Raw genomic sequence first — 11,847 nt, 5'->3', positions numbered from 1 at the left:
TGGCCGCCCAGATAAGCAGGCAGACCCGCCGCGCGAGCCCCCTCGCTCATGGGTTACGCAACAACGCCTCGGCCATCACGTCCGCGACCAACGCGCCCCCGGCGGAGGGATGTCGCAGCTCCCTGTGGATGGCGAGGGCGCAGGCCCTCATCCGGGCGTCGAAGACGGCGTTGAAGCCCAGCAGCTCGACCCGGTCGGCGTCGCCCCGCAGCATCGCGCGCTTCACCTCGTCCATCACCGCGCGGTCGATCATGAGCTGGAGGATGGTGGCTTCCCCGTCGCGGATGCTCACCTGGGCGGCCCGCCCGGCCGGGATGGCGAAGAGGGCGCCCGGGCGATAGCGGCAGTCGGCAGGTCCCGCGAGCCCGTCGAAAAGCCGGCGCCCCGTGCAGCTTCCGGACAGGCACAGTTCGATGAGGTGGAAATCGGCCGGAGGACGCTCGAACTCCGCTTTCCCCTGCCGCGTCACCACGGCATCGAGCGCGCTCCGGGCGGAGCCCGGTCGCTGGTGCTGCATCCTGCTGCCCTGGGTCTGCAGGAAAGCCACTGCTTCGTCTTTCGCCGAGATGCCGACCGCGAGTGCGCCCATGCGAAACCTTTCCCCGGCAAGACCGACCGCACAGTCGTTTTCCGGGTCAGGACGGTCTTCGTTCCCGTGCCGGTCGTCTTTCGGATTCCTGCGGGAAGCACGCGGTAAGGATCGCTTTGGATGGCGGGCTTCAGCAGCCCGGCCGGCCCGTCGCCTTCGGGCGGCCGCGAAATTCAGCCCGTCGCCAAAGGCGTCGATGAAGCGCGCCGGGTTGTCCGGGCCTAGGTGGTCACCCACCGCCCAGGGCAAGAGCAGGACCTGAGAGCGGCCATGTCCAGAAAGATGGGCGATGACCGAGCATCCCACTGCGGCAGCTCAGCCGCCCGTGCAACCCGCCGGAGGTTCTCACGCGGTCTGCAGGATTCATGCGCTGGCTGCGCTCTCAGCATCTGGAAAAGCCCGCCCGTGCTGCGGGGACGATTGCCCGGTTCCCACGACGGAGCCAACCGTACTCCTCGTGCATTGTGGTGATGCGATCATGGAGCCGAGGACCGGCACGATGGATGTGGTGGCGCGAAGCGAGAGCTGGCCCTGCGGCCCCGGCGAGATGGCGGCTCGCCTGCGGGCGCACGACTGGACCGGCACGCCCCTGAGCCCTCCGGCGGCGTGGCCCGAGGAGCTCAAGGGCGTCGTGAGCCTGATGCTCGCAAGCCCCCTCCTGTCCTCCGTCGTCATCGGGCCCGAGCGCGTGCTGCTCTACAACGACGCCGCCGCGCAGTTCTACGGAGAGCACCATCCCGAGGCGCTGGGTCGTCCTCTGTCAGAGACCTGGCCTGCGGGCTATGCAACGGTCGCGCATCTCTACGACCGCGCCTTCGCGGGCGAAGCCGTCGCGGTGCCCGCCCAGCCGCTGGATCTGATCCGCGAAGGTGGCGAGATATTCGAGGCCTACCTTACGCCCGTACGCGGCCGGACGGGCGAAGTCCTGGCCGTCCACATGACCGGGCTGGAGATAGGTGCGCGCCTCCGCGCCGAGGTGGCGCTCCGCGCCAACGAGGCACGGCAGGCCTTCCTGCTCCGGCTCGGCGACACCCTCCGCGCGGAGCGCGACGCGGAGGCCGTGATCGAGGCTGCGGCCCGCCTGGTAGGGGAGCAGTTGGGCGCCTCGCGGGTCATGTTCGCGGAGTTTGACGAGGCCAGAGGCGTAGCCGACATCTTCCATGGGTGGTTCGCCGATGGCGCGGAACCCTTCCCAACGGTGATGCGCCTCCAGGACTACGAGGGATCGATCCTTGACGACCTTCGCGCGGGCCGCACCGTGCGGGTCGAGGACGCGGGCGATCCGGCCCTCGCGCGCCCGGATCTGGCCGCCATCGCCCAGGTCGGTGTGCGGGCGCTGCTCAGCGTGCCTCTTCTCGTCGGGGGCAGGCTCGTGGTGAACCTGTCCGTTCACCAGCATGCGCCACGGCGCTGGAGCGACGACGAGGTCGCGCTGGTGCAGGAGGTGGCCGAGCGGCTTTGGGCCGACCTCGTGCGCGCCCGCGCCGAAGCCGCGCTGCGCGAGAGCGAGGCGCGGCAGGCGTTCCTGTTGAAGCTCGGCGATGCGTTGCGGGCGGAGCCCAGCGCCGATGCCGTGGCGAACCGCGCGATCGCGATGCTGCGCGAACACATGGCTCTCGACCGCTGCTACGTCGCGACCTTCCGGATGGACGAGGACCGGGCCGACATCACCCATCAGGTGGGCGGCGACCGCGTGGCCCCGATGCCCCCGCCATCCGCCTGTCCGACTTCCCGGCCGCGCTCCGGATCACGTTCGCCGGGACTCTGGTGATCGAGGACGTGGCAGGGGCCCCCGGCCTGTCCGAGACCGACCGGAACAGCATCGGGAGCCTGGGCTTCGGCGCGCTGGTCGCGCCAGCCCTGCGACGGGGAGAGAGCAACCCGCTCTGGACGATCGTCTCGGTGTCGGCGACCCCCCGGCGGTGGACGCCGAACGAGATCTCCCTGGCCGAGGAGGTGGCCGAGCGCACCTGGGCGGCGGTGGAGCGTGCCCGCGCAGAGGCGGCTCTGCGGGAGAGCGAGGAGCGGCAGGCGTTCCTGCTGGCGCTGTCGGACGCGCTCGGCGCCCTTGTCACGCCATTGGAGATCGCGGCGGTCGCCACCGCCCGCCTTTGCGAGCACCTAGGGGTCGACCGGGTCCTCTACGGCGAGATCGCGGGCGACCGGCTGACGGTCGAGCGGGACCACACCCGGGGCGTGCCGTCCCTCGTGGGCGAGCACTCACTGAAGCCGTTCGGGCCAGACTTCCTCGCGGTCTACAAGCCGGGCGAGGTCATCCTGGTCGACGACGTCGCGCGCGACCCGAAGCGACCGATACGGCGCGCGACGCGCTGCGTGGCCGGGAGGTCGCGGCCTTTGCCGACGCCGTCCTGCTCGAGGAGGGCGATGCGGTCAGCCTGCTCGCCGTCCAAAGCGCAACGCCTCGCGCTTGGGCGGCGGCCGAGGAGATCCTGATCCGCGAGGTCGCCGAGCGCGTGAGGTCGGCCGTGAAGCGAGCCCGCGCCGAGACGGCGCTGCGCGAGAGCGAGGAGCGGCAGGCGTTCCTGCTCAGGCTGAACGACGCCATGCGGCCGCTGCCCAATGCCGGCGCCATTGCCGCAACCGCGTGCCGCCTGTTGGCCGAACGGCTCGATGGCAGCCGCGTCCAATACAGCGTCGTCGAGGGCGGACCCGGCGAGGAGGTTGGTCACGCCTTGGGCGAGCACGTCCGCAGGGGCGTCGGGATGCCCCCTCGCTACCCCTTCGCCGCGTTCGGCGAGGGCGTGGTCTCGGTGATGCGGGCCGGCCGGACCCTGGTGATCCGCGACGTCGACACCGACGCCCGCATCGCGCCCTCAGAGCGGGGAGCCTACCGCTCGGTTGATTGCCTGTCCGCCATCACGGTGTCTCCCGTCAAGTCGGGCCGGATCGCCGCCGCCTTGACCGTGCAGCATGACAAGCCGCGCAACTGGACGGATGGGGAGATCATCACTGTGGAGGCCGTCGCCGAGCGCACCTGGGCGGCGGTGGAGCGGGTGCGGGCCGAGGCGGCGCTGCGCGAGAGCGAGGACCAGCTTCGCGCCTTCGGCGAGGCCTCGTCGGACGTGCTCTGGATCCGCGACGCGAAGACACTGGAGTGGGTCTACCTCAGCCCCGCTTTCGAGAGCATCTACGGCCTTTCGCGCGAGGAGGCGCTCTCGGGCGACACGTGGCGCAACTGGCTCGACCTGGTCGAGCCCGAGGACCGCGAACACGCCCGGGCCGAGATCGGAAGGGCGAGAGCCGGCGAGCGCGTCACCTTCGAGTACCGGGTCCGCCGCCCCGTGGACGGGCAGGTCCGCGCCCTGCGCAACACCGACTTCCCGATCCGGGACGCCGAGGGCCAGGTCGCCCGCATCGGCGGCGTGGGCCACGACGCCACACGGGAGCGAGCGGTGCAGCGCGCGCTCGAGTACAGCGAGCGGCGGCTCCGGACGTTGGTGGAGGGCATCCCGCAGCTTGTCTGGCGGGCCGTGGACCACGGGCACTGGACCTGGGCCAGCCCGCAATGGACGGAGTTCACCGGCCAGCCGGAGGTGGAAAGCCATGGCTGGGGCTGGCTGGAGCCCCTGCATCCGGACGACCAGGACGCTGCCCGCGCGGCCTGGGAGCACTCCAAGGCCACGGGCCTGTTCGATGCGGAGTATCGGGTCCGCGAAGAGGCGACCGGCGAGTTCCGATGGTTCCACACGCGCGCCACGCCGGTCCGCGACCAGCACGAGGCCATCGTCGAATGGCTGGGCACTTCCACCGACGTTCAGGATCTGCGCGAGATGCAGGAGCGGCAGGGCGTCCTTGTGGCCGAACTCCAGCACCGCACCAAGAACCTGATGGCCGTGGTGCGCGGCGTCATGGTCAGGACCCGGCAGCAGAGTGAGAACTTGGCGTCCTTCGTGGCGACTCTCGATGACCGGCTCCGGGCGCTCGCCCGCGTCCAGGGCCTGCTGTCGCGCCTGAAAGACAACGGCCGGGTGACCTTCGACGAGCTCATCCGCACGGAGTTGTCCGCCGTCGGCGCCATCGACGCCGAGGGCCGGGGCGAGCGGGTGACGCTGGACGGGCGCAAGGGCATCCGGCTGCCGTCGAGCCCGCTCCAGACCTTCGCCCTGGCGATCCACGAGCTGGCCACCAATGCGGTCAAGTACGGGGCGCTCGGGCAACCGGACGGCCACCTGACCGTGCGCTGGCGCCTCCGGCACGAGGGCGAAGAGCCCCGGCTGCACGTGACCTGGATCGAGACGGGCGTCGCCATGCCCGACCCCGACGCCGCGCCACAGGGCGGGGGCTTCGGGCGCGAGCTCATCGAGCGCGCGCTGCCTTATCAGCTCGGGGCGGAGACAACTTATGTGCTTGCGCCCGATGGCGTGCGCTGCACCATCGTGCTGCCGGTGTCCTCAACCATGGAGAGGGACGATGCTTGACCACCCGGAGGCGTCCCTTCTCAGGGGCCGTTGCATCCTCGTCGTCGAGGACGAGTACGTCGTGGCCGAAGATATCTGCCGCGAACTCGTGGAGCAGGGCGCCGAGGTGGTCGGGCCCGTGCCGACCGTCCAGAGCGCCCTGACGCTCCTGGCCGCCGACCGGCTGATCGACGGCGCCATCCTCGACATCAACCTGCGTGGCGAGATGGTCTTCCCGGTGGCCAAGGTGCTGCGCGACCGCGGCACCCCGTTCCTGTTCGCGACCGGCTATGACATGGAGTCCTTGCCTCAGGCCTACGACCGCGTGCCCTGCTGCGAGAAGCCGTTCGAGGTCGGCCAAGGCGCCCGGGCCCTGTTCGGATCGGGCCGGGCGTTGCCGTGAGCGCAGGTCCGACATGGCGTGAGTTGTGACCGATGGCATCTCGCGCCAGCCGCGGCTCACCCATGACCAAGCCTCGACCCCGGTTCCTCGTCGCCCGGAACCCCAGGGGACCGTTCAGGGCTCAGGCAGGCGGGACCGGCGTATCCTACCCACAGGCCGCCCGACCAGCCTTCGGACCCAGACCTCGGCCGCACGCCGGAGCGGGGGCGCCGCCATCGGACCATCCCGGTCGGGTTCGCCCGCCTGTCAGCCAGGACCAGCGACCTCCGGCGCCTCCTCGCCCACGAGCTCGTGGCGGTGGACGGCCCCCGCCATCCAAGGCGGTCAACAGCAAGGCCTGCAACTCCACACGGACGGCGCTGATCGCCTGCGTTCATAAAGCGGACGAGAAGCTGGCCGGGTCTCGGACGCGCCAGACTTGGGGCGACGCAGAAGCGGACGGCTCGAACTCTGGCTTCAGCCGTGAGGCCCCACGCTTGGCCTAGATGAACGCGGCACGCCGGGGGGAGCGCAAGCGCCACAAGGGGCTCCGGAACGACTTGGACCGCACCGGCGAGGAACGGTCCATCCCACAGACCCTGACAGCAGGGCCATGGCGCTGCGGCATCCACGGCGAAGGCCTTCATCGAGGCGCTTGGGGTCGACCAGATCGAGACCGTGGCGACCGGGTCACCCTCAAGATCGAGGGCTCCGAGGCCTGCGGGGCAGCCGGGATCACCCCTTGGGTGCCTAAGCCGGTGCCCGGCCCGGCCGTGCGCCAAGGCTTCCTTTCCAAAGACCAGTTCCCCTGCGACCCGTCCACGAACTTCTTTACCTGCCCTGGCGGTCAGGCGCTTCGACCGTGCCGGCGGGGGCAGTCACGGGACAGCATAAAGATCGAAACCAGCCGCCGCGAGGCCTGCCTGACCTGCCAACTCCGACCGCGCTGCATCAGGACCTACCGGCAGGTCGCTCGTCTGGAGAACGAGGCCGTGCTTGACCGCATGGCCGCGCGGCTGGCCACCCGTCCCAAAACCCTCGATCAGCATCGCACCTGTTGCGAACACGCCCTCGGCACGATCGAGCAACGAATGAATCACGGCGCCGTCCTGATGAAACGAGCAGGATGTATCCATGGCGAGTTCAGCTTGACGGCGCTCGTCTGCAACTCTTGGCACATCAACAGCCTGATCGATATGCCTAGCCAGATCGCAGCGACAAGGGGCTGGGCTCGCAACGGGGTCCCATGGTCGGCCACCAGGCAAGGCGACCTTCTGACCCACCTGATCCATCCTGCCGTGTCTCGGCCGTCGAGAGAATGGGCCAGGGCCCGTCACCGGAGCCCCAATGCTGCTTGTCGCTCGAGATGACCTGCGGCTCCACACGGCCGGCATGAACGCTGCATGGTCACGCCTCTGTTCCGCCACCCACCGACTCTCGTGATCGAGGTGTCACCAGTATTGCAGCCTCTACGGGACACATCTTCGTCGCACCCAAGGCTTTCCTGGCGCCCCAGGGGCTCTCGTCTACTGGTTTGGGCCACCGGATGCATCTGCTGTGGCGCGGCAGCGCGTGCCCAACCACGCGGAGCATGACTCTCGGCGTCAACCCCGGCCCGGCTTTATGACGGGCTCCCCCCGGGTCCACCGAATTTCCTCAGCGAAGCGGCAAGTTCGGGGTGTTCCTTCGCCATGACCTCCGCCGGGATGTCCTGGGCCGCGGCCTGCCAGGCCTGCCGGATGGCGGCCACGCCGGCGGCCGGACCCATCGGATGGCCGTGGATGCCGCCCCCGCCCAGGTACATGAGATCCAGCGTGCGACCCGTGCGGGCATAGGTGTCCCAGGCCTGCCCGCCCCACTGGCCCGAGCAGACCACCGGCAGCGGCCGGTCGGCGGGCGAGAAGATCGGCGTCATGCAGTCGCGGAACGAGCGCACGAAGCTCTCGTCCGGCTCCCAGTACTTGGCGCGGATGCCGTTGATCTGGAACTGGTCGACGCCCAGAAGGCGCCAGATCTTCTGGTAGGGGCGGAACTCCATTCCCAGCCCCGGATGCCGCGTGAGGAGGTCCCAGCCGTTGCGGTGCGCGTGCAGGCAAAGGGCCGAGCGCCGGCGCAGGAAGCTCATGCCTCCGTGCCCGATGGAGTTGATGTTGACCACCGCCGCGTTGCCGCCCGCATCGAGCACAAGGTCGTGGTTGCGCATCAGGGTATCGGGGTCGGCGGAGGAGATGCCCCAGGCATACATCACCCTCTTACCCGTCCGCTGCTCGTGCTCGTGGATCACGGGCATGACGGCGGCGATGCGTTCGGCCAGCGGCGAGTAGCCCGGGCTCATCAGCTTCTCGTCATCCTTGATGAAGTCCACGCCCGCCTCGCAGAGCACCCGGACCGCCTCGGCCGTCTCTTCGGGCAAGAGGCCCAGCGAAGGCTTGATGATCGAGGCGATGATCAGGCCCTCGGCCACGCCCATCAGGCGGCGCGAGCCGTCGATGCCGAACTGGGGGCCTGGATGACAGGCCCAGGCCGGAGGCAGGTCAATGTCCATGACGCGGAGGCCGGTCAGCCCGCGGACGGAATAGGCTCCGTTGACGCAGATCGTCAGGAGCGCCGCGATGTCGGTGCCCACGGCCTCGAGTGGAAAGGCGACCGTTGCGTCGGCGCGCCGGTAAGGCCCGTGTCCCGTGGGATCGGGGATGGAAGGGACGTTCAGCGGCTCCAGCGGCTCGATCCCGACCACGCGCGCCGCGCAGCGCGCCCGCACGGCGGCCGTCTCGCCCGGCAGCTCGGTGAAGGTGCCGGTGGACTGATCCGAAGCGATCTTGCCCGCCAGCGCCTCGGGGTCGCCCGAGGTCTCGATGCGGTAGGTCACGCGGATCTCGTCACGAGGCATGGCCATGCCGCTCCTGTTGCAGGGTCGCGTCCGGGCAACCTGCGGGCCGCCTGTGCGAAACGATCCGCAGGCCCGTGGCTCGCCTCATGCCCTGATCGCCACGCGCTCGGCCCGTCGGGCGGCCTGGACCTCGGGGTCGGGATCGAGCCCCGCCGCGAGCAGGGCTTGGGTGTAGGGCTCCCGAGGCGCCTCGAAGACCTGCCGCACCGTCCCGTATTCCACGACGCGCCCCTTCTGCATCACCATGACATGATCGGCGAAGTCGCGCACCACCGGCAGGTCGTGAGCGATGAAGATGAAGGCGATGCCCATCTCGCGGCGCAGCTTCGTCAGAAGCTCGATCACCTGCGCCTGCACCGAGACGTCGAGCGCGGAGACCGCCTCGTCGCAGATGATCAGCTCGGGTTCGAGGGCGAGCGCCCGGGCGATGGCGATGCGCTGGCGCTGCCCGCCCGAGAACTGGTGCGGGTAGCGGCTGGCGTGCTCGGGCTTCAGGCCGACCTGCGCCAGCAGCTCGGCGACCCGCGCGCGCCAGCGGGCCTTGGGCAGGATCTCGGGATGGATCGCCCAGGCCTCGGAGATCAGCTGGAACACGGTCATCCGGGGATTGAGCGACTGCGTGGGGTCTTGGAACACCATCTGCAGGTCCCGGCGCAGGGCGAAGAGCTCGGCCGGGGGCAGGCGGAACAGGTCGCGCCCCTTCCAGAGCGCCTCTCCGGCATCCGGCTCGTCCAGGCGGAGCAGGATGCGGGCCAGGGTGGACTTGCCCGAGCCGCTCTCGCCCACGACGGCCAGCGTCTCGCCCGGCATCAGGTCGAACCCCACGCCGGCCAGGGCCGCGAAGGTGCCGTAGGTCTTCACCACGTCTCGGACCTTCAGGACCGGCTCCGCCCTCGGGAGCGGCTCGGGCATGTCGCCCTTTCCGGGCGCCGCGCCGATGAGCTTGCGCGTGTAGGGATGCTGCGGGCTGCGGTAGACCTCGCGCGTGTTCCCGGCCTCCACGATCTCGCCCGAGTTCATCACGACCACCCGGTCGGCGATCTCGGCCACGACGCCCAGGTCGTGGGTGATGATGACGACGCCCATCCCGGTCTCGCGCTGGAGCTCCTTGAGGAGGGCCAGCACCTCGGCCTGCACGGTGACGTCGAGCGCGGTCGTGGGCTCGTCGGCGATGAGGACGTCGGGCTTCATCGCGAGCGCCATCGCGATCATGAGGCGCTGGCGCTGCCCGCCCGAGAACTCGTGCGGATACTTGCGCAGCGCGGCGGCCGGGTCGGGGATGCCGACGCGCGTGACGAGCCGGAGCGCCTCGGCCTGGGCCCGGGCCCTGGACTGGCCGTGGGCCGTCATCGTCTCCACGATCTGCCAGCCGACCGTGTAGACCGGGTTCAGGTGGCTCAGCGGGTCCTGGAAGATCATCGCGATGCGGCGGCCGTTGATGTCGCGCCGCTCGGCGGCGCCGAGCCTCAGCAGGTCGCGGCCGTCGAAGCGGATCTCGCCCGAGGTGATGCGCCCCGGCGGCATGTCGATCAGGTCCAGGATCGCCGCCGTCGAGACGGACTTGCCCGAGCCCGACTCGCCCAGGATCGCCAGGGTCTCGCCGCGGTCGACATGCCAGCTCACGTTGCGCACGGCCTTCACGACACCGGCGGCCGTGTGGAACTCGACGGACAGGTTCCGGACTTCGAGCAGGTGGTCAGGCATCGGTCCGTCCCCTCATTTCAAGGCGCCAGCGCTGCGTGGGATCGAGCGCGATCCGCATCCAGTTGGACAGCAGGTTGAGCGAAAGCGTGGTCAGGATGATCGCGAGGCCCGGCCAGAACGAGAGCCACCAGGCGCGGGTGAGGTGTTCCTTGCCCTGGGCGATCATCAGGCCCCAGGTGATCTCCGGGGGCTGGATGCCGATGCCCAGGAAGGACAGCGCGCTTTCGGCCAGCATGACATAGGCGAAGTCCAGCGTCGCGATGGTCATCAGCGTGGGCAGGACCACCGGCAGGATGTGGCGGAGCACGATCCGGCGCGAGGACGCCCCCATGACCCGCGCGGCCGACACGAACATGCGCTCGCGGATCTCCAGCACCTCAGCCCGGGTGGTGCGGAGGTAGACGGGGATGCGGGTGATCGCCAGCACGAGGATGACGTTCGTAACCGAGGGGCCCAGGATGTAGAGCACGATGACGGCGAGGAGGAGCGAGGGGAACGACATGATGACGTCCGCGAGCCGCATGATCGCCTCGCCGACCCGGCGGGAGGCGTAGCCGGCGATCAGGCCCAGCGTCGTGCCGATCAGCGCCGAGGCCAGCACCGCGCCGGCGGCGACCGTCATGGTGTTGCGCGCCGCGACGATGATCCGGGCGAAGAGCGGCCGGCCCAGGGAGTCCGCTCCCATCCACCAGAGCCAGCCGCGGTCCCATTCGAAGGGCGGGGCGTTGCGCCCGCGCAGGTTCTGCTTCTGCGCCACCTCGCCCAGCAGGGCTGGTCCGATCACCGCCATGAGGACGACGAGGAGAAGGAACAGAAGGGCGGCCAAGGCGAACTTGTCGGCCCACAGCATGCGCAGGAACCGGCGCGGCGCGCTCGGCTCGTTGGGAAGGGCCGTCCCGTCGGTCATGGCTGGCGCGGTGCTCATGGGGCGCTCCCTAGTTGCGGATGCGGGGATCGAGGGCCGCGTAGGCCAGGTCGATCAGGAGGTTCATGACGAAGATCGCCAGGGCCGTGACGATGATGGAGGCGAGCACCACCGTGAAGTCGCGCTGGAGGATGGAGTCGATCATGAGCTTGCCCACGCCCGGGAAGCCGAAGATCGTCTCGATCACGACCGCGCCGTTGAGGAGCGAGGCCGCCTGGTCGCCGATGACGGTGATGACCGGCAGCATGGCGTTGCGCAGGGCGTGGACGAAGATGATCGAGCGGGTGCGCACGCCCTTGGCGCGGGCCGTCTTTACATAGGCGGAGGACAGCGTGCTGATCATCGAACCGCGCACGACCTGCACGATCAGGCCGAAGGGGCGGATGAACAGGACCGCGATCGGCAGGATCCAGTGCCACACGGTGCCGGTGCCCGAGGTCGGCAGCCAGCCCAGGCCCACGGCGAAGACGACGATGGCGACGATGGCGATCCAGAAATCGGGCGCCGAGGCCGCCACCAGCGAGACGATGCCCGAGACCCGGTCGAAGAAGCCGCCGACCCGGAAGGCCGCGAGCGATCCCACGACCACGGCCGCCACCGTGACGAGCGCCATGGTGATGAGCGCGAGCTGGAGCGTCCAGACGAAAGCCTCGAGCACGACGTCGATGGCCGGACGCGCCTTGCGGATGGACTCGCCGAAGTCGAGCTGGACGAGGTCGCCCACGTAGCGGCCGAACTGGACGATCAGCGGGTCGTCGAGCCCGTAGATATCGCGGAACTGCGCCCGCATCTCGTCCGTGGCGTCGATGGGCAGGTAAAGGTCGGTGGGATCGCCCGTCAGCCGCGACAGGAAGAAGACGAGAACGATGAGCCCCACGAGCGAGACGAGGCTGGCCACGGAGCGCTTTCGGATGAACGTCAGCATGGTGGGGCGTCCCT

10 protein-coding genes are annotated in these 11,847 nt (G+C 69.8%); 5 read left to right on the top strand and 5 right to left on the bottom strand.

Going from position 1 to position 11,847, the window contains the following annotated elements:
* Nucleotides 1–46: 46 nt before the first annotated feature.
* Nucleotides 47–589, bottom strand: a complete 543-nt coding sequence (locus tag FHG71_RS14945; protein WP_218014104.1) for a hypothetical protein — start codon at nucleotides 587–589, stop codon at nucleotides 47–49.
* 478 nt (nucleotides 590–1,067) lie between these two features.
* Between FHG71_RS14945 and FHG71_RS14940 the strand changes: the two genes are divergently transcribed.
* The 5 genes from FHG71_RS14940 (at nucleotide 1,068) to FHG71_RS24760 (ending at nucleotide 6,759) form a co-directional block, all read left to right on the top strand.
* Nucleotides 1,068–2,360, top strand: a complete 1,293-nt coding sequence (locus FHG71_RS14940; RefSeq protein WP_176559439.1) for a GAF domain-containing protein — start codon at nucleotides 1,068–1,070, stop codon at nucleotides 2,358–2,360.
* Nucleotides 2,357–3,043, top strand: a complete 687-nt coding sequence (locus FHG71_RS14935) for a hypothetical protein (RefSeq protein WP_139082499.1) — start codon at nucleotides 2,357–2,359, stop codon at nucleotides 3,041–3,043. The genes FHG71_RS14940 and FHG71_RS14935 overlap by 4 nt, the downstream gene beginning before the upstream one ends.
* Before the next feature lie 32 nt (nucleotides 3,044–3,075).
* The gene (locus FHG71_RS14930; RefSeq protein WP_218014103.1) at nucleotides 3,076–5,028 is read left to right on the top strand and encodes a PAS domain-containing protein; all 1,953 of its coding nucleotides are present in this window, start codon (nucleotides 3,076–3,078) and stop codon (nucleotides 5,026–5,028) included.
* Nucleotides 5,021–5,410 (top strand): response regulator, encoded by a 390-nt coding sequence (locus tag FHG71_RS14925; RefSeq protein ID WP_139082498.1) that lies wholly within the window; start codon nucleotides 5,021–5,023, stop codon nucleotides 5,408–5,410. Before FHG71_RS14930 ends, FHG71_RS14925 begins: the two co-directional genes overlap by 8 nt.
* Before the next feature lie 485 nt (nucleotides 5,411–5,895).
* Nucleotides 5,896–6,759 (top strand): transposase, encoded by an 864-nt coding sequence (locus tag FHG71_RS24760; RefSeq protein ID WP_425467364.1) that lies wholly within the window; start codon nucleotides 5,896–5,898, stop codon nucleotides 6,757–6,759.
* Between the two features lie 251 nt (nucleotides 6,760–7,010).
* Here FHG71_RS24760 and oiaX read toward each other — a convergent pair whose 3' ends face one another.
* The 4 genes from oiaX to FHG71_RS14900 form a co-directional block, all read right to left on the bottom strand.
* Nucleotides 7,011–8,279, bottom strand: a complete 1,269-nt coding sequence (gene oiaX, locus FHG71_RS14915) for a 3-oxo-isoapionate-4-phosphate decarboxylase OiaX (RefSeq protein ID WP_139082496.1) — start codon at nucleotides 8,277–8,279, stop codon at nucleotides 7,011–7,013.
* An 84-nt stretch (nucleotides 8,280–8,363) separates the two neighbouring features.
* Complete coding sequence (locus tag FHG71_RS14910; RefSeq protein WP_139082495.1) at nucleotides 8,364–9,983, bottom strand: ABC transporter ATP-binding protein; 1,620 nt, start codon at nucleotides 9,981–9,983, stop codon at nucleotides 8,364–8,366.
* Nucleotides 9,976–10,908: an ABC transporter permease gene (locus tag FHG71_RS14905; RefSeq protein ID WP_139082494.1), complete on the bottom strand. Its 933-nt coding sequence runs from the start codon at nucleotides 10,906–10,908 to the stop codon at nucleotides 9,976–9,978. Before FHG71_RS14905 ends, FHG71_RS14910 begins: the two co-directional genes overlap by 8 nt.
* A gap of 10 nt (nucleotides 10,909–10,918) precedes the next feature.
* On the bottom strand, nucleotides 10,919–11,833 hold the full coding sequence (locus FHG71_RS14900) for an ABC transporter permease (protein WP_139082493.1): 915 nt from the start codon (nucleotides 11,831–11,833) through the stop codon (nucleotides 10,919–10,921).
* Nucleotides 11,834–11,847 lie beyond the last annotated feature (14 nt).

Source organism: Rubellimicrobium roseum, from assembly GCF_006152145.1.
GTDB lineage: Bacteria > Pseudomonadota > Alphaproteobacteria > Rhodobacterales > Rhodobacteraceae > Rubellimicrobium > Rubellimicrobium roseum.
Note: the sequence above shows the minus strand (reverse complement) of the source record. Positions and strands in the feature narration are given on the sequence as shown.

Bases quoted from the DNA above. Each gene is read 5' to 3' on its own strand.
- FHG71_RS14945 (WP_218014104.1), bottom strand. From the start codon at position 589: ATGGGCGCACTCGCGGTCGGCATCTCGGCGAAAGACGAAGCAGTGGCT.
- FHG71_RS14940 (WP_176559439.1), top strand. From the start codon at position 1,068: ATGGAGCCGAGGACCGGCACGATGGATGTGGTGGCGCGAAGCGAGAGC.
- FHG71_RS14925 (WP_139082498.1), top strand. From the start codon at position 5,021: ATGCTTGACCACCCGGAGGCGTCCCTTCTCAGGGGCCGTTGCATCCTC.
- FHG71_RS24760 (WP_425467364.1), top strand. From the start codon at position 5,896: ATGAACGCGGCACGCCGGGGGGAGCGCAAGCGCCACAAGGGGCTCCGG.
- oiaX (WP_139082496.1), bottom strand. From the start codon at position 8,279: ATGCCTCGTGACGAGATCCGCGTGACCTACCGCATCGAGACCTCGGGC.
- FHG71_RS14910 (WP_139082495.1), bottom strand. From the start codon at position 9,983: ATGCCTGACCACCTGCTCGAAGTCCGGAACCTGTCCGTCGAGTTCCAC.
- FHG71_RS14905 (WP_139082494.1), bottom strand. From the start codon at position 10,908: ATGAGCACCGCGCCAGCCATGACCGACGGGACGGCCCTTCCCAACGAG.
- FHG71_RS14900 (WP_139082493.1), bottom strand. From the start codon at position 11,833: ATGCTGACGTTCATCCGAAAGCGCTCCGTGGCCAGCCTCGTCTCGCTC.